Here is a 20492-nt window from a genome sequence, read left to right on the forward strand (position 1 = left end):
CGGCCATCGACTCCTTTCCCTGTTACACATTTTCAGGCAAAGGCAAAAAAGGTTCAATCACAGGAAAAAGCTCGCGCTCCTCAAAGCGCGCATGATCGCGCAAAGTAACAGCAAACTCCTTATTCCATGATTCATTCATATATTCAGGATGCGCCATCATCGCGCGCAATTTGGCATGATCGCCTTCAAAACGCTGCCGCAACGCAGGGTCAATTTTATCCCAATATGGCGCAAACATGGCTTCCTCTTCCAAAAAATGTGGCTCAAGCTCAATAAAATGAGGATCCAGCTCCGCCTGATGGCTTTGATCGGGCGTACGCAGGAGACGGACGCACAACGACAGCGAGCCATGATGTTCGCGGGAAAGTTCTATTAAGGCAGGATGGCGTTTCAAGGGCTTCATAAGTTCGTTATAATGGTAACAGTTTGTCAAACTGGATTAATTCAAATGTTTCAGATATTATGAAACCCAATCCCACATAAAGTCAAACAACCCCTCTCCAAGCACTACGCTTTTGACATATAATAAAAATATCTAAAGAGCCAGCCATGTATCTGACCCAACATACCGATTACGGATTGCGCGTATTGGTTTATACCGCCATCAACGACGACACCCTCGTCAATATCGGCACCATTGCCGAGACTTACAATATTTCCAAAAGCCATTTGATGAAAGTGGTTACCTCATTAGTCAAAGGTGGTTTTCTGGTCAGCGTACGCGGCAAAGGCGGTGGTTTGCGCTTGGCAGACAATCCTGAAAACATCAATATCGGTGCAGTGGTACGCCATCTTGAGCCGATGCAGGTCGTCGAATGCATGGGCGACAACAACGAATGCCTCATCACCCCTTCCTGCCGACTGACCGGTATCATCACCGGCGCCATCAAAGCTTTCTTCAATCATTTAGATCAATACTCACTGCAAGATCTGCTGGACAAGCCGACTTACGACATACTTTATACACCGCGCATCCCAATCAACGAAATACGCGGAACGGCCGACTAAATCCTCAGGCCGTCTGAAAACAATCCAGCCATACTGAAATGGTATTACTTAAATAATAAAAAATGCCGTCTGAAATGAAGATTTTCAGACGGCATTGGTTTACAAAACACTCTACAGCTTAAATAGCTGACTTTCATTTGATAGGTTATTTTTATACTAAATATGTCGAATATAAGACAATAGAAAAACCTAAAATAAGAATAATCATAGCAACCGTAAAATTTATTCTTAATACTTTCAAATAAAATTTATTGGAGATTTTTTGCATTCCAAACAGCACCTTGAAAAAATTAAATTGCATTCTTCTAGCAATAAACAAATATTCAAAAAAACCCGCATTCATCCCTTCTAATTTTGATATTTTATATAGCATTACTAGATTAATGATAATTACAATAAAATACACAAATACTAAAAAAAACAGAAAATAAGGCAATAACTCCACCAAACTACTCCTTCTTTTTTAAAAAGAATTTTTCCTAAAAAACATATTAGACGACATAACCGAATTGCTATTATCGACATTATATTCCAATCTTTCGCAAACCAATGAATACAAAAATGCCCGAAGCCAAAAGCTTCGGGCATTTTTAATATTTGGTGGGTCCGGTGGGTTTCGAACCCACGACCAAGGGATTATGAGTCCCCTGCTCTAACCCCTGAGCTACAGACCCGTCAAGAGTAGAAGCGGATTATAGCATAACTTGTTGCTTGTTCAAGATGCCGGGCAAATGTTTCAGACGGCCTGTCGGTTTTCTATTCGGGCATTATGCCGATATGCCCAATGCTTCCCAAACTTTCAAAGCATCCGATGTTGCTTTGACATCGTGAACACGGATGATTTGCGCGCCTCGGGCGACAGTGGCCAAAGCGGCTGCGACGCTGCCGTGTATGCGTTTGGCGGCATCTTGTTCGCCTGTCAGCTCGCCAATCATACGCTTGCGCGATATGCCGATCAGGAGTGGGAATCCGGTTGCGTCCATCAACTCAGGCAAATGTTGTATCAGGGTAATGTTGTGTTGCAGGTTTTTGCCGAAACCGAAGCCGGGGTCGAGCGTAATGCGCTCGGGGGCAATGCCTGCTTGAACGCATTCTGCCGCGCGTGCTTTTAAATAACGCGCGACTTCTTCGACGACATCTTGATATTGCGGATTAAGCTGCATGGTTTTGGGCAAACCCTGCATGTGCATGAGACACACGCCTGTCTTCGGCTGTTGCGCCAGCAAGGCGACTGCGCCGTCATCATTTAAGGCGGCAACATCGTTGATAATATCGACGCCGCCTTGCGCCAAGGCTTTTTCCATGATTGCCGTGTGGCGCGTATCCAAGCTAACGGGAACATTCCACTTGGCCACCTCTGCCAAAACCGGCTGCACCCTGGCCCATTCTTCTTCGAGAGAAACATCATCCGAACCCGGGCGGGTAGATTCGCCGCCGATATCGAGAATATCCGCGCCGTCTTTCAGCAGCTGCTCGGCATGTGCCAATGCTATTGAGACATTTTGCGAATAGGTGCCGCCATCGGAAAATGAATCGGGGGTCAGATTGACGATGCCCATGATTTTCGGTTTGTCCAAGGCGATTTCAAATCGGCCTGCCTGCCAAATGCGTGTATTCATAATGCTTCCATTGATGAAATAATAGGATAGAGGCCGTCTGAAATTTTTCAGACGGCCTTTAGGTTTTGACTTCAAACAGTCAATTACATTCCGCCGTAATTCGGCCCGCTTGCGCCTTCGGGGCAAATCCAAGTGATGTTTTGCATCGGGTCTTTGATGTCGCACGTTTTGCAGTGCACGCAGTTGGCGGCGTTGATCTGCAGGCGCGGTCTGCCGTTTTCTTCGACGATTTCATACACGCCGGCCGGACAATAGCGCGTTTCGGGCGAGGCGTATTCTTTGTAGTTTACGTCTATCATGACCTGCGGATTTTTCAGCACCAAATGGTCAGGCTGGTTTTCTTCGTGCGCAATGTTGGCAAGGAAAACGCTGCTCAAGCGGTCGAAGGTCAACACACCGTCGGGCTTCGGATAATCAATCGGCTTGCATTCGGCGGCTTTTTTGAGCTGCTCGTTGTCTTTGCCGTGATGTTTCAAGGTCCACGGGGCTTTGCCTCTGAAAATCATCTGGTCGATGCCGGTATAGATTGAGCCGAGGTAAACGCCCCATTTGAATGACGGACGGACATTACGCGCGGCGTAAAGCTCTTGATACAGCCAGCTTTGTTCAAAGCGTTGCTGATAATCGGCCGCCTCTTTGCCACTGTCGAAGCTTTCCACTTCTTCGAGGTTTTCCAACAAGGGGAACACGGCTTCTGCGGCGAGCATGGCGGATTTCATGGCGGTATGGATGCCTTTGATACGCGGCATATTCAGGAAACCTGCGGCATCGCCGACCAAAACACCGCCTTTGAACGAGAGTTTCGGCAGGCTTTGCAAACCGCCTTCAATCAGCGAACGCGCGCCATACGCGATACGGCGGCCGCCTTCAAAGGTTTTGCGGATTTCAGGATGGGTTTTGAAACGTTGGAACTCTTCAAACGGCGACAGATAAGGGTTTTGATAATCCAAACCGACCACAAAGCCGACAGCGACTTTGTTGTCATCAAAGTGATAAATAAACGAGCCGCCGTAGGTTTTGCTGTCTAGCGGCCAGCCTGCACTGTGCATCACCAAACCGGGCTGATGTTTTTCAGACGGCACTTCCCAAATTTCTTTAATACCCAAGCCGTAAGTTTGCGGCTCGCTGTTTTGGTCGAGCTGGAAACGCTCGATGATTTGCTTGGAAAGCGAACCGCGACAGCCTTCGGCAAACAGGGTTTGTTGCGCCCAAAGCTCCATGCCGGGTTGGAATGAATCGGTCGGTTCGCCGTCTTTGCCCACGCCCATATTACCGGTCGCAATGCCTTTGACCGAACCGTCTTCGTGATACAGCACTTCGGCGGCGGCAAAGCCCGGATAGATTTCCACGCCTAAACTTTCCGCCTGCTCTGCCAGCCAGCGGACAACTTCGCCCAAGCTGGCAATATAGTTCGCATGGTTGTCGAAATTCGGGGTAACCGGTAGGTTGAAGGCTTTTTTCTCGGTCAGGAACAAAACCCTGTCCTTCGTCACTGTACGCGTCAGCGGCGCGCCTTTTTCTTTCCAATCAGGAATCAGCTCATTCAAAGAAATCGGATCAATGATGGCACCGGCAAGCGAGTGCGCACCGGCCTCCGAACCCTTCTCCACCACGCAAACGCTGATTTCGCGTCCATTCTTTTCGGCAAGCTGCTTGAGTTTGATGGCGGCAGACAAACCCGACGGGCCTGCGCCGACAATCACAACATCGTATTGCATACTGTCGCGTTCGATGGTTTCTGTCATAGTGGTTCCTGTATTGTCATTATTCAATTTAATCCGCTAATTATACAGCCTGGACATATAGTTACCAAATACAACAAAAGGCCGTCTGAAACTTTACTCAAATTTCAGACGGCCTTGACTGTGTTCAAAAGATTACTGCGCTTTGGTTTCCGTTACAAAACCGATTTTGCTGATACCGGCTTCGCGCGCCGCTTGCAGGGCTTGGTTGACATAATCGTATTCAACCGATTTATCCGCCGCAATCGCCACAATCACATCTTCGTTTTTCGCTTTGGCTTCTTTCAGCTTGGCAGTTACCGTTGCCAAATCCACTTTGGCATCAGAATCGCCGCCAACAACATAAGCACCACTGGCATCAATGCTCAAACGCAAAGGATCTTTAGGCTGCTGCTTATCCTCTTTTGCCGCTTTTTCCGAAGCAGTCGGCAACTCCAAAGGAATCGAGTGGGTCAGCACCGGCATGGTAATCATAAATACAATCAGCAACACCAGCATCACGTCCACCAAAGGCGTAACGTTGATATCTGACATCGGCGCATCATCGCCGGAATTCATTGATCCGAAAGCCATGGTTTAATCCTTTTGGTTCAGCAGGCGGACATGTAGGTCATGTGCAAATGCATCCATATCTTGCGCGATGGTTTTTGTACCGCGATTGAGGAAGTTGTACGCCAATACAGCTGGAATCGCTACAAACAGGCCGACGGCAGTCGATACCAAAGCCTCACCAATCGGACCGGCTACCGCGGCAATGCTCATTTGACCGCTTTCGCTGATGCCGATCAGGGCATGGTAAATACCCCAAACAGTACCCAGCAGGCCGATAAACGGAGCGGTTGCGCCGATAGAGGCCAAAGCAGTCATACCGTAGTCGAACTGACGCATGGTTTGGGACATGCTGTTGCGGATATGAACAACCAAGTATTCGTTCAAAGGCAACTCGTCAATCAGCGATTTGCTTGTTGTTTGACGGTAGTTTTGGTATGCGCGCAGAGATTCATCGGCAACGCGGCTCATCGGTGCTTCTACCGCTTTGGCTTTTTGTACGGCGTCAGCCAGCGTAAACGCATTCAGCATCAACTCTTTTACCTGAGCATTGCCTTTTTTCGCTTTGCGGTATTTGATGCAGCGGATCACGATGACGCTCCACGTTACCACGCTCATCAACAACATCAGGACAAATACACCAATCAGTACCACATCACCTGATTTGAAAACTAAACTTAAATCCATAATTTTTCCAAGTTAAAAATAAAATTAAAATTTCTATCGGGTCATTTAAAACCATTTCCCAATAGCATATATTTTCTAATCCATCAGCTTGTGCCTGGATGCTTATTCGAGCGTGAATTTGACAGGTACTTTAAATTCAGTCCAAACACTTGCATGGCAACTGCCATCCTTAACGGCCTTACGCGCCGCATTATCCAGACGACTATAACCACTTGACTTATTCACACTAATTGAATCCACTTTACCGCCCGGACCAACCAAGACTTTCAGCACGACCAAGCCCTCTTCGCCATTTTCAGTTGACATTGTCGGATATGGGGGTCTCGGAATATGGCACGTTCCTTTTGCAGGATTGCCTTTACTGCTGCCGGCACCTGTACCGCTGCCACCTCCGCTACCGCCGGTGCCGGAGCCATGTTCGCCTTTTGCACCGCCGCTGCCGGAGCCACTGCCTTCGCCGCGTCCGCTGCCAGTACCTTTCGTACCGCCGCCGTTGCCTTTTCCTTCTCCGCCCAAGGCTTTGCCTTCGCCGTTGCCTTTACCGTTTTCAGCAGTATTCGGCCCGGTTTTGCTGCCTGAGTATTCAGATGCTTTTGGAGATGGTTTAGGTTCTGCCTTCGGCTCTGGTTTTGGTTCAGGTTTTGGCTCGGGCTTCGGCTCAGGTTTGGGTTCCGGCTTAGGCTCGGGCTTAGGTTTCTCGATAGGTTTCGGTTTTTCCTTTTGCTGTACGATATCCGCTTTTTCTTTTTTCGTTACCACAGGTTTGATAACAGGTTTGGGCGGCTCGACAGGCTTAGGTTTGGGTTTCGGCTTCGGTTGTTCGGGAGCAGGCTCGGGGGCGGCAGGTGCGCCTTCGCCCTCAGGACTACCGTCGCCACCGCCGAAATCGCCTAAATCGACAAATTCAATATTCGCCATTTCGACAGGAGGCGGTTTGTGCGAGTGCCATAAAAGTGCAACCAAGCCGACGTGAATCAACGCAACGGAAGTCACGACGGCTGGAGTTAAAATTCGTTTTTTATCCATAATTCCGTTATGTTAATAGCAACAATTCCCGTTTGCAAGTCGTTTTACAGTCAAAATAAGCATTAATGCTTATAGAGAAAGTTTATAGACCTGCTGTTTTAAAGGCTGCATATCATAATATGATATTAGCTCTCATTACTAATATTATTAAACAAAAGGTCGTTTTAAAAGATAAGCGGTAAGACAAAACAGTCTATTCTTCCGGCGTTTATGCTATCCGCACATTTAAGCCAATATCGAAACTTCATCAGACCGATAAAAATTCAAATGGTTTCAAATCATCTGTATTTTTTATCCATAAAACATCAGGCCGTCTGAAAACATTCTTTCAGACGGCCTGATTCAAACAAAATCATTTTTTCCGTTTCGCCCTTGGGTGCGCCTCATCATAAACGCGCGCTAAATGATCGAAATCCAACTTGGTATAAACTTGCGTGGCGGAAAGGTTGCTGTGGCCCAACAATTCCTGTACGGCACGGATATCGCCCGATGCCTGCAAAAGATGGGTTGCATAGCTATGGCGCATCATGTGCGGCGAGATATGGCTGGCGCTGCCCACACGCACTGCCCACGCCTGTAGGCGTTTTTGGATTTGACGCTGCCCCAGCCTGCCGCCGTTTTTATTGGTGAACAAGGCCTGCTCGCCTTCTTTGGCAATACGCACCACCAAATAATCGCGCAATGCCGCAATGCTTTTGCCCACCAAAGGCACTTGCCGCTGCTTGCCGCCTTTACCATTTACGCTGACCCAGCCTTCGTCCAAGACGATACTGTTCAGATTCAACCCTTGTATCTCGCTCAGGCGCAAACCGCTGCCATACATCAATTCAAACATGGCCTTATCGCGTACATCCAACTCGCCATCAACCGGCGCATGGTCAAGGATATGGTTTAAAGGCTCCTGCGGCAACGCTTTGGGGAGTCGTTCGGGCAGGCGCGGCGCTTTCATATTAAACGTCGGGTCGCTTTCCATGACTTCTATCTGCACCAGCCAACTGCAATACTGCCGCCACGCCGACAATTTCCGCGCCAAGCTGCTTTCACTCAAGCCTTTTTGCGACAGCTTTTTCAATGCCGCCACAAAATCACGGCGCGTCGGCAGGCCGTTTTCCAGATTATCGGGCAACAGGCGCATCAATTCGCTCAAATCGCGCCGATAAGCGGAAACGGTATGCTGCGACTTACCTTGTTGCGACAAGGTTTTCAGATAGCGCTCAAGATGAAGCGCAAAATGATTTGATTCCGCCATTTCAGACGGCCTCCAATGCTGCTTTCAAGGCAGAAGGCAGACGGCAGACGCGTTGTTTGCCATAGTCGAAACACACCATGCCTGTCTGTACTTTCGCCAGCACAAGGCCGTCTGAAATCCTGCGGATACGGTACAGCAAAGAAAAACCCACACCGGCCACGCCGGCCGCACCCATCTCCACCGACAGCTCATCGCCATGATGACCTTGCGCCAAATACTGCACCGCCGCATCCGCCATAATCAGGCCAGCCCCGCCGGCATCCATTTCACTCCAACCCAGCGCCGCCAGCCAACGCATCCGCACTTCATGGCACAAACGCAACACTGCATCGTTCGCCAAATGACCACCATAGTTCACATCGCCCACCTGAACCGTCAAGGCCGTCTGAAACAAAGGCTTATCACATTCGGCCACCGAAATCCTATCCATTTTGCACACCCGTTTTCAATACTCTGCCATTATAAACCGAGACCCTGTTCGTTAATATATAAAAACAATGTAGCGGCTTGTAGTTTTTCATGGCAAAAAACATTATAATTTATCGGATAAATTTACCCTTTACTACTTCAGGAGCTTCTCATGGCACTCGTATCCATGCGCCAACTGTTGGACCATGCCGCCGAAAACAGCTACGGTCTGCCCGCATTCAACGTTAACAACCTCGAACAAATGCGCGCCATTATGGAGGCGGCCGACCAAGTCAACGCCCCCGTTATCGTTCAAGCATCCGCAGGCGCACGCAAATACGCAGGTGCCCCATTCCTACGCCATCTGATTTTGGCCGCAGTCGAAGAATTCCCGCACATCCCCGTCGTGATGCACCAAGACCACGGCGCATCGCCCGATGTGTGCCAACGCTCCATCCAACTGGGCTTCTCCTCCGTGATGATGGACGGCTCGCTGCTCGAAGACGGCAAAACTCCGTCCACCTACGAATACAATGTCAACGCCACCCGTACCGTGGTTAACTTCTCCCACGCCTGCGGCGTGTCCGTTGAAGGCGAAATCGGCGTATTGGGCAACCTCGAAACCGGCGAAGCCGGCGAAGAAGACGGCGTAGGCGCAGTGGGCAAACTTTCCCACGACCAAATGCTGACCAGCGTTGAAGATGCCGTACGTTTCGTTAAAGATACCGGCGTTGATGCATTGGCTATTGCCGTCGGCACCAGCCACGGCGCATACAAATTCACCCGTCCGCCCACAGGCGACGTATTGCGTATCGACCGCATCAAAGAAATCCACCAAGCCCTGCCCAACACCCACATCGTGATGCACGGCTCCAGCTCCGTTCCGCAAGAATGGCTGAAAGTCATCAACGAATACGGCGGCAAAATCGGTGAAACCTACGGCGTACCCGTAGAAGAAATCGTCGAAGGCATCAAACACGGCGTGCGCAAAGTCAACATCGACACCGACTTGCGCCTCGCCTCTACCGGCGCCATCCGCCGCTTCATGGCAGAAAATCCGTCCGAATTCGACCCGCGCAAATACTTGAGCAAAACCGTCGAAGCCATGAAACAAATCTGTCTCGACCGCTACCTCGCATTCGGTTGCGAAGGCCAAGCCGACAAAATCAAACCGATTTCTTTGGAAAAAATGGCAACCAAATACGCCAAAGGCGAATTGAACCAAATCATCAAATAATCTGTACATCGGATTGATACTAAGGCCGTCTGAAAACTTGGCAATAAGGTTTCAGACGGCCTTGGCTTTTGGAAACTTATAGTAAAATCCCCCCGCCGACTACCCATCAAAACACATCGAAAGCAAACATGAAACTCGCCGTTATTTTGCCGGCCTATTGCGCCGAAGCTTATTTGCCCGAATGCTTGGATTCAATATTGAATCAAACATTCTGCGACTTTTTCGTCATCGCCGTCAACGATGCTTCAACAGACAAAACCGGTGAAATCCTCGAAACTTACGCAGCCGAAGACTCACGTTTGCAGGTTTTCCACCTCCCGGAAAACAGGGGTGAACCGTTTGTCTGCCAATTTGCCATGGATATGCTCAAAGATGTAGAGGTTGAATACGTGGCGCGGATGGACGCGGACGATATTTGCACCCTGGATCGTTTTGAAAAACAAATTCAGTTTTTAGACAGCCATCCCGAAATCGATATTGTCGGCAGCCAAGCCACCATCTTTTTCGACGACCAAACCGGAAGAGAACCCGTTTTAAGCGATCTGCCCTTGCTCGACAAAGACATTAAAGCCTTTTTCTCCAGGGCCGCCCAAAACATGTTCAACCCTACCACCATGTGGCGGCACGACAGCATTAAAAACCTCGGGATAAACTACACCGCGACGGAAACCGCGCCCGATTTCCATATGTGGGTGCAATGTGCCCTACATGGCAAAACCTTTGCCAATCTGCCCGAACCTTTGTTGTTTTACAGGATACATCAAACTCAAGAAAGCAAAAAAAGAGACAAAATCAGCAGATCCGTCCAATACACCATGGAGTTGTGGATCAGTCATCTCTTCCCTGATTTGAACGCGACGGAAGTAACGCTCTTAAGCCGCATCTTGTACGAAAAGCAACTGCGCTTGACCACTGAAGAGCTGAAAACCATTTTTGCCGCTTATGACAGAATCAGAAAAGACCGCAGCATTTCATTGTTTGGCGAAGACCGCAATACGATGTTCGACATGATAGACAATTTCTTCAATTTCTTAAAAAGCCGGTTGAAATTCACTTAAATCATAAAAGGCCGTCTGAAACCTAAGTTTCAGACGGCCTTTGTCTATTTCAATATCAATCCAAATCAGAACAAGCCGTGAATCACACCGTCTGCGTCCACGTCGATTTTCTCGGCGGCCGGAACTTTCGGCAGACCCGGCATTTTCATCATATTGCCGCACAACGCAACGATGAAGCCTGCGCCGGCGGAAACAGTGATACCGCGCACGGTAATGCGGAAGCCTTCGGGGCAGCCCAACAATTTGGCGTTGTCGCTCAAAGAATATTGGGTTTTCGCCATGCAGATCGGCATTTTGTCCAAGCCCAGTTTTTCCAGTGAAGCGATTTCGGCAGACGCTTCCGCGCTGAAATCAACATCTTCCGCGCCGTACACTTTTTGGGCAATCGCACGGATTTTGTCTTTAATGCTCAATTCGACATCGTAGGCGAAGCCGAAGTTATTCGGTTGATTTTCGATGGCGTTGACGACTTTGTGCGCCAAATCCGCGCCGCCCGCGCCGCCTTTGCACCATACTTCGGTCAGGGAAACTTCGACACCGTGTTCCGCGCAGGCTTTTTCAATCATGGCCAACTCGGCATCTGAGTCGGACACAAAGCGATTGATGGCAACCACCACAGGCAGGCCGAATACGTTTTTCAGGTTGGAAATATGTTTCAGCAGATTAGGCAGGCCTTTTGCCAGCGCTTCAAGGTTTTCTTCGCCGAGGTTGGCACGTTCTACGCCGCCGTTATATTTCAACGCGCGGACGGTGGCCACGACAACAGCCGCATCAGGTTTCAAATCCGCCAGACGGCATTTGATGTCGCAGAATTTTTCTGCACCCAAATCCGCGCCGAAGCCTGCTTCGGTTACGGCGTAATCGGCAAGGTGTTTCGCCAGACGGGTGGCGGTAACGGAGTTGCAGCCGTGGGCAATGTTGGCAAACGGGCCACCGTGTACAAAGGCAGGCGTACCTTCGATGGTTTGTACCAAGTTAGGCTTAATCGCATCTTTGAGCAATGCCGCCATCGCGCCATTCGCTTTCAAATCTTTGGCGTAAACGGGGCTGCCGTCTTTGGCGTAGGCGACGAGGATGTTGCCCAAACGCTCTTTTAAATCGCTGATGTCTTTAGCAAGACAGAATACCGCCATCACTTCGGACGCAACGGTAATGTCAAAACCGTCGGGACGCATCACGCCGTCAACAGGTTTGCCCATGCCGTCGATGATGTTGCGCAACTGACGGTCGTTCATATCGACCACGCGACGCCACAGCACGCGTTTCGGATCGATGTTCAACTCGTTGCCTTGGTAGATGTGGTTGTCGAGCATGGCGGCGAGCAAGTTATTCGCCGCGCCGATGGCGTGGAAGTCGCCGGTAAAGTGCAGGTTGATGTCTTCCATCGGCAAAACTTGGGCATAGCCGCCGCCAGCCGCACCGCCTTTAACACCAAACACCGGACCTAAAGAAGGCTCGCGCAGGGCGATAACAGAATCTTTGCCGATATGGCGCAATGCGTCCGCCAAACCGATGGTTACGGTGGTTTTACCCTCACCCGCAGGAGTCGGATTAATGGCGGTAACCAAAATCAGACGGCCTTGTTTTTGCGGCAGCTTGAATGCTTCGGCAGGATTGATTTTGGCTTTGTAATGACCATAGGGCTCGATGTTGTCAACGTTCAAACCCAGCTTGGCGGCAATTTCACCAATCGGGCGCATGGTGGAAGACTGGGCAATTTCAGCATCGGTTTTGAAGCTCATGATTTTCCTTTATTGAGTGAGGGAAGGCCGTCTGAAACAATCTCAAGAGACGGCTGGAAGAAAAAGAATATTCGTTCTATTATAACGTTTTCCAAAGATAAACCGCAGTGAAAATTTCGATATTTCATCAACAAGCGGATTCATATTGTCAACAATTCAAAACAAAAGGAAAAAACATGAGCAGCAACGCATGGCTGTTTTGGGCATTGGCATCGGCAGGCTTCGCCTCATTGACCGCCATCTTCGCCAAAATGGGTTTACAAGGAATAGATTCTGATTTTGCCACCTTTATCCGCACCTTGGTCATCCTCGCCGCTTTGGTATTGTTTTTAACCTACACCGGCAAATGGCAGGGCGTGAACGGCTTTACCGGCCGCAACTGGACATTCCTCATCCTATCCGGCCTCGCTACCGGCGCATCCTGGCTGGCCTACTTCAAAGCCCTGCAATTGGGTAACGCCTCGCAAGTCGCCCCCGTCGACAAATTCAGCCTGGTCTTGGTCGCCCTGATGGCCGTCGTATTCTTAGACGAACGCCCAAGTACACAGGAATGGATAGGTTTAGGCCTGGTAACCGCAGGCGTATTGACTTTGGCTTTGAAACGATAAAGATTGGGACATCAAAAAAGGCCGTCTGAAAAATTTCAGACGGCCTTTGCTTTACTTCAAACAATCAGCTCACAATTAATTTGAACCGACTTTGATTTTTTGCCACAAGTTGACAGACAGTTTTTTCGCATCTGCGCTCATTTGAGGCATCACGAAACCGTCTTTCATGTCTTGCTCGTTCGGGAAAATAGAGCGAGTGTTCACCAGTTCTGCAGGCATTTTTTCGCGTGCAGGTTTGCTGGCAGGTGCGAAGGTTACGGCGATACCGTTTTTCGCAGCCACTTCGGGATCAAGCGTGTAGTTGATGTATTTGTGGGCATTGGCGATGTTTTTCGCATCGGCCGGAATCAGCCAAGATTCAATCCAGAAGCCCATGCCTTTCGGCGTCAACACTTCGATGCCGACGTTGTTTTTCACTTCTTCGGAACGCGCTTTGGCCAAGTTCAAATCGCCGCCGTTACCTGCAGCCAAGCAGATATCGCCGCGCGCTAATTCGTCAATGATGGAAGGGCTGAAACGTTTTACATCAGGACGGATAGACTTCAACACTTCTGCCGCCGCTTTCAAATCTTCAGGATTCGAGCCTTTAGGATCTTTACCCAAGTAGTTCAACAAGATTGGGAACATTTCGCTCGGTGTATCCCACAAAGCGATGCCGCAAGATTTCAGCTTGTTGGTGTATTCAGGTTTGAACAGCAAATCCCAGCCGTTTTCAGGCAATTTCCCGCCCAAAAGCTCCTTGCCCTTCGCCGTAATCGCAATCGTATTCACACCTGAGAAGTATGGAACGGCGTATTGATTGCCCGGGTCGGCGGTTTCCAACATCTTCAGCAATTCAGGATCGATGTTTTTATAGTTCGGAATCAAGTCCTTATTGATTTTTTGGTATGCACCTGCCTCAATTTGACGCGGCAGAAAGGCAATACCGGGCACAACCAAGTCATAGCCGGATTTACCGGTCAGCATTTTGGCTTCCAGCGTTTCGTTGTTTTCATACAAATCGTAAGTCAGCTTCAAATTATTGGCTTTTTTGAAGTCTTCGACTGTACTTTCGTCAACGTAGTTTGACCAGTTGTAGATATTCAAAGTATCGGTGGCGGCTGCTTCGGCATTGGCAGCAGGCGCACTGCCTGCTTGAGGTTGCTCGGCTTTTTTCTCGCCACCGCCGCACGCGGCCAAAGACAATGCGGCCAATACGGCTAATACAGATTTTTTCATACGGGCAGATTCCTGATGAAAGAGTGGTTAATGTCAATAAATAAGAAACCCTGCACCCCATAAACACCCCGGCGCAGAGTTAGGCTATTGTAATGGAAACGTAAGCAAACGCAAAGCAATATCCATCTGATTTTTATTGAAATAAGGCAAAGCAACACCATCTTTTTACCAAAAGCGTTGCACCGGCTGTCGTTTTTGGGCAAAATACGGCTGATCTGCGCGCGTTTATAGAGAAAAAGCTTGCATACAAGGAAATCTGTCTTTAAAATTGCGCGTTTACAGAATTTATTTTTCAGGAGATATTCAATATGGCAAACAGCGCACAAGCCCGCAAACGTGCCCGCCAGTCGGTTAAACAACGCGCCCACAACGCCAGCCTGCGTACTGCATTCCGTACCGCTGTGAAAAAAGTGTTGAAAGCAGTTGAAGCCGGCGACAAAGCTGCTGCTCAAGCAGTTTACCAAGAATCCGTTAAAGTCATCGACCGCATTGCTGACAAAGGCGTATTCCACAAAAACAAAGCAGCCCGTCACAAAAGCCGTCTGTCTGCTAAAGTAAAAGCTTTGGCTTAATACTGACGCAGATGCCGGAAATCCTGACATCAAAACAGGATGAATCGAGCTGATACGATGCCCCTGAGGCCCTGCCTTTCAGGGGCATTGCCGTATTCACAGCCCAAACCAACCAAATAAAACCATTTACCCTTTCATCAGGCCGTCTGAAAAACAACGGAAACTCTCATGAACAAGATGTTGAAACATTCCCTAAGTATCGGATTCATTGCCGCCGCCCCGCTGGCTGCCGCCGATACCGCCCTACACTGCACCACCATTCAAGACAACGCCACCCGTTTGGCGTGTTATGACAACATCTACTCGGCGCAACTCCCCCCTCAATCCCCACTACCGCAAGCACAAACCGAAACGGCCAAAACACCGGTTGACCTCGAAAAAAGCGTGCGCAAGAGCATTGAGAAAAAAGAAGCGGCCATCGTATTCGACAATCCTACCCATCCGAATATTTCAGACGACGTATTAAGCGAAACTGCCGACAGCTACACGCCTCTAAGTCTGATGTACGATTTGGATAAAAACGACACGCGCGGCCTATTGAGCGTACGCGAGCACAACCCTATGTACCTCATGCCCGTTTGGTACAACAGCAGCCCCAACTATTACCCGGAATCCCCCAGCCGCGGCGTAACCACACAGGAAAAATTCAGCGAGCAAAAACGCCTCGAAACCAAAATGCAGGTTTCTTTCAAAAGCAAGATTGCCGAAGATTTATTCAAAACCCGTGCCGACGTATGGTTTGGCTATACCCAAAAATCCGACTGGCAAATCTTCAACCAAGGCCGCAAATCCGCTCCGTTCCGCAATACCGACTACGAGCCTGAAATCTTCATTACCCAACCCGTTAAAGCAGACCTGCCTTTCGGCGGCAAACTGCGCATGGTCGGCGCAGGTTTTGTTCACCAGTCCAACGGTCAAAGTCGCCCCGAATCACGCTCATGGAACCGGATTTACGCCATGGCCGGCATGGAATGGGGCAAGCTGACCGTCATTCCCAGGGTTTGGATGCGCGCCTTCGACCAAAAAGGAGACGACGACGACAATCCGGATATCAACAAATACATGGGTTACGGCGACTTGAAAGTCCAATACCGCTTCAATGACAAACAAAATGTTTATTCCGTCCTGCGTTACAATCCGAAAAGCGGACGCGGCGCCGTTGAAGCGGCCTATACTTTCCCCATCAAAGGCAAACTCAAAGGCGTTGTCCGCGGCTTCCACGGCTACGGCGAAAGCCTGATTGACTACAACCACAAACAAAACGGCATCGGCTTCGGCCTGATGTTCAATGACTGGGACGGTATCTAAATGACCCCATATTGTTTCAGACGGCCTTTGCAATCAAGGCGGCCGTCTGAAACAATAAAACAAAACAAGCCATTCGTTTAAAATACTCGTTTCCTAGCGTCCAAACGCGTATAATGCAAAGTTTGGGCAAAACTTGCCGGAATGAAACAAAGATGACAGAAGCCACAGCCGAAAGCGGAAAAATCGCCAAGGCTTTAAAGAAATACCTGATTACAGGCGTGCTGGTTTGGTTGCCGATTGCCGTAACCATCTGGGCGATGAGCTATATCATCTCCGCCGCCGACAAACTGATCAACCTATTACCGGAAAGCTGGCAGCCCCAGCATTTCTGGGGGTTCAACATTCCCGGCTTGGGCATCGTCGCCGCCACAGTCGTCTTGTTCGTTACCGGTGTATTCGCCGCCAACGTATTGGGCAGACGGATTCTCGGCGCATGGGACAGCCTTTTAGGACGCATTCCCGTCGTCAAATCCATCTACTCCAGCGTTAAAAAAGTTTCCGAATCCCTGCTCTCCGACAGTAGCCGCTCGTTCAAAACCCCCGTACTGGTTCCCTTTCCGCAACCGGGCATTTGGACGATAGCCTTTGTTTCCGGCCATATCCCCGACAAACTCAAAGGCAGCCTGCCGCAAGATGACGACTATATTTCCGTTTACGTCCCAACCACGCCCAACCCGACCGGCGGCTACTACATCATGGTTAAAAAAAGCGACGTTCGCGAGCTGGACATGAGTGTGGATCAGGCATTGAAATATGTAATTTCACTGGGCATGGTGATGCCGGACGACTTACCAGTTAAAGCCCTACCTGCCCAAAAGCCGTCTGAAGACGGTGATACCGAACACAACAATTAAGGTCTTCTTTTTTTTCAGACGGCCTTTCCTTCTTTTCAAATTGAACAATATAAAAAGGTGATTTTATGCGTACCAACTATTGCGGCCTTATCAGCGAGCAATACTTAGACCAAACCGTTACCGTCAAAGGCTGGGTACACCGCCGACGCGACCACGGCGGTGTGATTTTTATCGACCTGCGCGACCGCGAAGGCATCGTTCAAGTCGTGATTGACCCTGACACTCCGGAAGCATTTGCTGCTGCCGACTCTTCCCGCAACGAATATGTTTTAAGCATTACTGGCCGCGTACGCAACCGTCCAGAAGGTACGACCAACGACAAAATGATTTCCGGCAAAATCGAAATTCTCGCCAAAGAAATCGAAGTGTTGAACGCCGCTGCTACGCCCCCGTTCCAAATCGATGACGAAAACATCAGCGAAAACGTGCGCCTGACCAACCGCGTTATCGACTTGCGCCGTCCTGCCATGCAACGCAACCTGCGCCTGCGTTACCAAGTGGCCATGGGCGTTCGCCGCTACTTGGACGCACAAGGCTTCATCGACATCGAAACACCGATGCTGACCCGCTCCACTCCGGAAGGCGCGCGCGACTACCTCGTACCAAGCCGCGTTCATCCGGGCGAATTCTTCGCGCTGCCGCAATCTCCACAATTGTTCAAACAATTGCTGATGGTTGCCGGTTTCGACCGTTACTACCAAATCACCAAATGTTTCCGTGACGAAGACTTGCGTGCCGATCGCCAACCTGAATTTACTCAAATCGACTTAGAAACCTCGTTCTTGAACGAGGATGAAATCATGGACATCACTGAAGGCATGGCCAAACAAGTCTTCAAAGATGCTTTAAACGTAGATTTGGGCGACTTTCCTCGCATGCCTTACTCTGAAGCCATGTTCTACTACGGCTCTGACAAACCGGATATGCGCATCAACTTGAAATTCACCGAGTTGACCGACCTAATGAAGACCGAAGAATTCAAAGTCTTCCGTGGTGCAGCCGACATGAAAGGCGGCCGCGTAGTCGCTCTGCGCGTGCCTAACGGTGCGAAATTCAGCCGCAAAGAGATCGACGAATATACTAAATTTGTCGGCATCTACGGCGCGAAAGGTCTGGCATACATCAAAGTAAACGATGTCAGCAACCTCTCCAACGGCGAAAACAGCGGCCTGCAATCTCCAATCGTGAAATTCCTGTCCGAAAACGCCCTGAAAGAAATCATCGAGCGTACCGGCGCGCAAAACGGCGACATCATCTTCTTTGGCGCAGACAAAACCAAAGTTGTGAACGAAGCCATCGGCGCATTGCGTATTAAAGTCGGCTTGGAACACGGTAAAGACAACGGCTACTTCGTAGACGAATGGAAACCTTTGTGGGTTGTCGATTTCCCAATGTTCGAATACGACGAAGAAGCCAACCGCTACGTAGCCGTACACCATCCGTTTACAGCGCCTAAAGAAGGTCATGAAGACCTGATGGTTTCCGACCCTGCAAACTGCCTGGCCCGTGCCTACGACATGGTATTGAACGGCTGGGAAATCGGCGGCGGCTCTATCCGTATCCACCGCGCAGACGTACAAGAGAAAGTGTTTGCCGCGCTGAAAATCAGCCCTGAAGAGCAACAAGAGAAATTCGGCTTCCTCTTGGACAACCTGAAATTCGGCGCGCCTCCTCACGGCGGCCTTGCATTCGGCCTCGACCGTCTGGTTACCCTGATGACCGGTGCAGAATCTATCCGCGACGTGATTGCCTTCCCAAAAACACAACGTGCACAATGTCTGCTGACCAATGCACCTAATGTGGTCGACGACAAACAACTTCGCGAGTTAAGCCTACGTCTGCGTCAGAAAGCAGTTGAAACAAAAGAAGCATAATTTACCGGCTTAACCTTTAAAATATCAAGGCCGTCTGAAATTTTTGAAATTTCTTTCAAATTTTTCAGACGGCCTTTCTACATTTTGGTCGTTTATATATAATCAACCCGCAAACTGTTTTATTTTAAATGTTCACTTTAATGACGTTAGAGTATGAAAAACAACCGTTTGTAAGAAAAACAAACAAATAAGCTCCACAAGCACTATCATGACTGTTACAACAATAAAGGAACCAAACAATGTTTCTGATACTGACGGGGCTGATACTGACTTTTTTTATTTTGTTGTTTATTATTACTTCAATTATTCACAAAAAACAGTTTGCCTATAACACACACCAAGACTATAACTATCCCTCCCTTCCCTCTACCGCGCATGCTACCCTCAAAGGCGGCAGCCTAACCTTGCCCGCCACTGTCAGCGGACAGGATACCGTCATTGCCAAAATCCGTATCAAGTCCAACTGGATGGGACTGCTGTTCTTGCCTTTTATCGAAACCATTTCATCCAAAGGCAAATGGAAGCAATATTTCGAATACGGCGCAAAAGGCGTGCGCTATATCAATCTGAGCGACACCTTCTCCGACAGTGACAAAACCATCCGTTTGGAAGGCAAATACCTGTCCTTGCCCGATCAAGAAATCGAACTCTCCGTTTATCCGCGTGAAAACCTCGACGGCAAAAAAATCCTTGTCCTCGCGCCCCATGCCGACGATGCTGAACTCAGCGCATACGGTTTGTACGAAAAACACGCCGCCAATTCAATGATCTGCACCTTAACCGCTAGCGAAGGCGGCAGCTTCCACTATGGCAACCTTTATAGCACGTGCGACTGCGACACCCAGGCACAATATCTGCAAAAAGGCCGGATGCGCGTTTGGAACAGCCTGACCGTTCCCCTTTTGGCCGGTGTGCCGTCTGAAAACATCCTGCAACTGGGCTACTTCGACAGCACATTGACCGCCATGCGCCAAAATCCGGAAAAAGAGATTAAATCGACCAAGATCGATACGACCGACGTCTATATTTTCCGTCGTGCCAATACATCCCCATTGGCGAAACACCTCAAACCCGGCTCAACTTGGAACAGCTTGGTAGACAACCTTGGCTATCTGATAGAAACGTTCCAGCCGGATATTATCGTGTCGCCGTCCCCCAATATTGATGCGCATCCCGACCACCAACATACTGCGCTGGCCGCCATCGAAGCCCTGCGCAAAATCGATTACCGCCGCGGCAATCTGTTTTTGCACACCATACATTATCTGAGCGACGACTTCCCTATCGGCAAAGTAGGCTCTTCCCTCAGCCTGCCGCCATCCTCCGAGCAACCGTTTTACTTCCAAAGCATCTATTCCCATCCTTTGGATAGAGAAGAGCAAAACCGCAAACTTCTCGCCCTTGACGCCATGAACGACATCCGTCCTAATTCAGACGGCTATATGCGTTGGAGTACCATGATATTCAAAGGCCTAAACAAACTGCGACACCATGTCCTCCATCTCGACAAAGACTTGGTCAACCGCTTTGTCCGCAGCAACGAATTCTTCTATACCGTCCCCATCAGCGACTTGTACCAAGAAGATACGCTGAAACAAATCACTTATCAGGGCAAAGCCCTATAAACCACAAAGGCCGTCTGAAAAGATGTTTCAGACGGCCTTTATCACACCAAATCAAAACAATAAAATCACTACATTACAAACGAAAAACACCAAACCCAACCAAACGCG

19 protein-coding genes and 1 tRNA gene are annotated in these 20492 nt (G+C 49.3%); 9 read left to right on the forward strand and 11 right to left on the reverse strand.

The annotated features are described in order from the left end of the window. Window positions 1-22: 22 nt before the first annotated feature. Window positions 23-403 (reverse strand): hemerythrin domain-containing protein, encoded by a 381-nt coding sequence (locus ACTHUF_RS03895; protein ID WP_440407158.1) that lies wholly within the window; start codon window positions 401-403, stop codon window positions 23-25. A gap of 146 nt (window positions 404-549) precedes the next feature. On the opposite strand from ACTHUF_RS03895, the gene ACTHUF_RS03900 reads away from it, so the two are divergent. Then, entirely contained in the window at window positions 550-1008 is a 459-nt protein-coding gene (locus ACTHUF_RS03900; protein ID WP_004518811.1) for an RrF2 family transcriptional regulator, read from the forward strand. Between the two features lie 598 nt (window positions 1009-1606). Here the strand turns inward: ACTHUF_RS03900 and ACTHUF_RS03905 are convergent. The 8 genes from ACTHUF_RS03905 to ACTHUF_RS03940 all read right to left on the reverse strand — a co-directional run bounded on the left by ACTHUF_RS03905 (window position 1607) and on the right by ACTHUF_RS03940 (window position 8310). Next, window positions 1607-1682, reverse strand: a tRNA-Ile gene (locus ACTHUF_RS03905). Window positions 1683-1775: 93 nt separating this feature from the next. Further along, a complete protein-coding gene (gene folP, locus ACTHUF_RS03910) occupies window positions 1776-2627 on the reverse strand; it encodes a dihydropteroate synthase (protein ID WP_440407160.1) in 852 nt (283 codons plus the stop codon). Window positions 2628-2710: 83 nt separating this feature from the next. Continuing rightward, the gene (locus ACTHUF_RS03915) at window positions 2711-4372 is read right to left on the reverse strand and encodes an electron transfer flavoprotein-ubiquinone oxidoreductase (RefSeq protein ID WP_440407162.1); all 1662 of its coding nucleotides are present in this window, start codon (window positions 4370-4372) and stop codon (window positions 2711-2713) included. A 132-nt stretch (window positions 4373-4504) separates the two neighbouring features. Further along, on the reverse strand, window positions 4505-4942 hold the full coding sequence (locus tag ACTHUF_RS03920) for an ExbD/TolR family protein (RefSeq protein WP_440407164.1): 438 nt from the start codon (window positions 4940-4942) through the stop codon (window positions 4505-4507). Between the two features lie 3 nt (window positions 4943-4945). Continuing rightward, entirely contained in the window at window positions 4946-5605 is a 660-nt protein-coding gene (locus ACTHUF_RS03925) for a MotA/TolQ/ExbB proton channel family protein (RefSeq protein WP_049348756.1), read from the reverse strand. 102 nt (window positions 5606-5707) lie between these two features. Beyond that, on the reverse strand, window positions 5708-6631 hold the full coding sequence (locus tag ACTHUF_RS03930) for an energy transducer TonB (protein ID WP_440407166.1): 924 nt from the start codon (window positions 6629-6631) through the stop codon (window positions 5708-5710). 352 nt (window positions 6632-6983) lie between these two features. Further along, window positions 6984-7880 (reverse strand): tyrosine recombinase XerC, encoded by an 897-nt coding sequence (locus ACTHUF_RS03935; RefSeq protein WP_440407168.1) that lies wholly within the window; start codon window positions 7878-7880, stop codon window positions 6984-6986. Window position 7881: 1 nt separating this feature from the next. Next, complete coding sequence (locus ACTHUF_RS03940; protein WP_440407170.1) at window positions 7882-8310, reverse strand: acyl-CoA thioesterase; 429 nt, start codon at window positions 8308-8310, stop codon at window positions 7882-7884. A 150-nt stretch (window positions 8311-8460) separates the two neighbouring features. Here ACTHUF_RS03940 and fba point away from each other — a divergent pair, with 150 nt between their 5' ends. Further along, a complete protein-coding gene (gene fba, locus ACTHUF_RS03945; protein WP_003748401.1) occupies window positions 8461-9525 on the forward strand; it encodes a class II fructose-bisphosphate aldolase in 1065 nt (354 codons plus the stop codon). 128 nt (window positions 9526-9653) lie between these two features. Beyond that, the gene (locus ACTHUF_RS03950) at window positions 9654-10583 is read left to right on the forward strand and encodes a glycosyltransferase family 2 protein (RefSeq protein ID WP_440407172.1); all 930 of its coding nucleotides are present in this window, start codon (window positions 9654-9656) and stop codon (window positions 10581-10583) included. A 65-nt stretch (window positions 10584-10648) separates the two neighbouring features. Here the strand turns inward: ACTHUF_RS03950 and ACTHUF_RS03955 are convergent, their stop codons facing one another. After that, window positions 10649-12325, reverse strand: coding sequence for a formate--tetrahydrofolate ligase (locus tag ACTHUF_RS03955; protein ID WP_440407174.1), 1677 nt, complete (start codon window positions 12323-12325; stop codon window positions 10649-10651). A gap of 176 nt (window positions 12326-12501) precedes the next feature. On the opposite strand from ACTHUF_RS03955, the gene ACTHUF_RS03960 reads away from it, so the two are divergent. Beyond that, entirely contained in the window at window positions 12502-12933 is a 432-nt protein-coding gene (locus ACTHUF_RS03960; RefSeq protein WP_003680126.1) for an EamA family transporter, read from the forward strand. Window positions 12934-13008: 75 nt separating this feature from the next. Here the strand turns inward: ACTHUF_RS03960 and ACTHUF_RS03965 are convergent, their stop codons facing one another. Further along, window positions 13009-14151 (reverse strand): extracellular solute-binding protein, encoded by a 1143-nt coding sequence (locus ACTHUF_RS03965; protein WP_036492029.1) that lies wholly within the window; start codon window positions 14149-14151, stop codon window positions 13009-13011. Window positions 14152-14459: 308 nt separating this feature from the next. Between ACTHUF_RS03965 and rpsT the strand changes: the two genes are divergently transcribed. The 5 genes from rpsT to ACTHUF_RS03990 all read left to right on the forward strand — a co-directional run bounded on the left by rpsT (window position 14460) and on the right by ACTHUF_RS03990 (window position 20384). Then, window positions 14460-14723, forward strand: coding sequence for a 30S ribosomal protein S20 (gene rpsT / locus ACTHUF_RS03970; protein ID WP_002212556.1), 264 nt, complete (start codon window positions 14460-14462; stop codon window positions 14721-14723). Window positions 14724-14891: 168 nt separating this feature from the next. Continuing rightward, on the forward strand, window positions 14892-16031 hold the full coding sequence (locus ACTHUF_RS03975; RefSeq protein ID WP_315094201.1) for a phospholipase A: 1140 nt from the start codon (window positions 14892-14894) through the stop codon (window positions 16029-16031). 152 nt (window positions 16032-16183) lie between these two features. Continuing rightward, window positions 16184-16885: a DUF502 domain-containing protein gene (locus tag ACTHUF_RS03980; protein WP_440407177.1), complete on the forward strand. Its 702-nt coding sequence runs from the start codon at window positions 16184-16186 to the stop codon at window positions 16883-16885. Between the two features lie 65 nt (window positions 16886-16950). Beyond that, entirely contained in the window at window positions 16951-18759 is a 1809-nt protein-coding gene (aspS, locus tag ACTHUF_RS03985) for an aspartate--tRNA ligase (RefSeq protein WP_004518826.1), read from the forward strand. A gap of 239 nt (window positions 18760-18998) precedes the next feature. Beyond that, entirely contained in the window at window positions 18999-20384 is a 1386-nt protein-coding gene (locus tag ACTHUF_RS03990) for a PIG-L deacetylase family protein (RefSeq protein WP_004518827.1), read from the forward strand. The last annotated feature ends 108 nt before the right edge of the window (window positions 20385-20492 follow it).

Origin of the sequence: Neisseria sp. P0024.S006 (assembly GCF_051956595.1) — a bacterium.
Classification (GTDB): Bacteria; Pseudomonadota; Gammaproteobacteria; order Burkholderiales; family Neisseriaceae; genus Neisseria.

What these genes read in the sequence shown, in the direction of transcription:
- ACTHUF_RS03900 (WP_004518811.1), top strand. Translation starts at nt 550, where the DNA reads ATGTATCTGACCCAACATACCGATTACGGATTGCGCGTATTGGTTTAT.
- ACTHUF_RS03990 (WP_004518827.1), top strand. Translation starts at nt 18,999, where the DNA reads ATGTTTCTGATACTGACGGGGCTGATACTGACTTTTTTTATTTTGTTG.
- ACTHUF_RS03895 (WP_440407158.1), bottom strand. Translation starts at nt 403, where the DNA reads ATGAAGCCCTTGAAACGCCATCCTGCCTTAATAGAACTTTCCCGCGAA.
- rpsT (WP_002212556.1), top strand. Translation starts at nt 14,460, where the DNA reads ATGGCAAACAGCGCACAAGCCCGCAAACGTGCCCGCCAGTCGGTTAAA.
- folP (WP_440407160.1), bottom strand. Translation starts at nt 2,627, where the DNA reads ATGAATACACGCATTTGGCAGGCAGGCCGATTTGAAATCGCCTTGGAC.
- ACTHUF_RS03980 (WP_440407177.1), top strand. Translation starts at nt 16,184, where the DNA reads ATGACAGAAGCCACAGCCGAAAGCGGAAAAATCGCCAAGGCTTTAAAG.
- ACTHUF_RS03975 (WP_315094201.1), top strand. Translation starts at nt 14,892, where the DNA reads ATGAACAAGATGTTGAAACATTCCCTAAGTATCGGATTCATTGCCGCC.
- ACTHUF_RS03915 (WP_440407162.1), bottom strand. Translation starts at nt 4,372, where the DNA reads ATGACAGAAACCATCGAACGCGACAGTATGCAATACGATGTTGTGATT.
- fba (WP_003748401.1), top strand. Translation starts at nt 8,461, where the DNA reads ATGGCACTCGTATCCATGCGCCAACTGTTGGACCATGCCGCCGAAAAC.
- ACTHUF_RS03925 (WP_049348756.1), bottom strand. Translation starts at nt 5,605, where the DNA reads ATGGATTTAAGTTTAGTTTTCAAATCAGGTGATGTGGTACTGATTGGT.
- ACTHUF_RS03940 (WP_440407170.1), bottom strand. Translation starts at nt 8,310, where the DNA reads ATGGATAGGATTTCGGTGGCCGAATGTGATAAGCCTTTGTTTCAGACG.
- ACTHUF_RS03960 (WP_003680126.1), top strand. Translation starts at nt 12,502, where the DNA reads ATGAGCAGCAACGCATGGCTGTTTTGGGCATTGGCATCGGCAGGCTTC.
- ACTHUF_RS03965 (WP_036492029.1), bottom strand. Translation starts at nt 14,151, where the DNA reads ATGAAAAAATCTGTATTAGCCGTATTGGCCGCATTGTCTTTGGCCGCG.
- ACTHUF_RS03920 (WP_440407164.1), bottom strand. Translation starts at nt 4,942, where the DNA reads ATGGCTTTCGGATCAATGAATTCCGGCGATGATGCGCCGATGTCAGAT.
- aspS (WP_004518826.1), top strand. Translation starts at nt 16,951, where the DNA reads ATGCGTACCAACTATTGCGGCCTTATCAGCGAGCAATACTTAGACCAA.
- ACTHUF_RS03930 (WP_440407166.1), bottom strand. Translation starts at nt 6,631, where the DNA reads ATGGATAAAAAACGAATTTTAACTCCAGCCGTCGTGACTTCCGTTGCG.
- ACTHUF_RS03935 (WP_440407168.1), bottom strand. Translation starts at nt 7,880, where the DNA reads ATGGCGGAATCAAATCATTTTGCGCTTCATCTTGAGCGCTATCTGAAA.
- ACTHUF_RS03950 (WP_440407172.1), top strand. Translation starts at nt 9,654, where the DNA reads ATGAAACTCGCCGTTATTTTGCCGGCCTATTGCGCCGAAGCTTATTTG.
- ACTHUF_RS03955 (WP_440407174.1), bottom strand. Translation starts at nt 12,325, where the DNA reads ATGAGCTTCAAAACCGATGCTGAAATTGCCCAGTCTTCCACCATGCGC.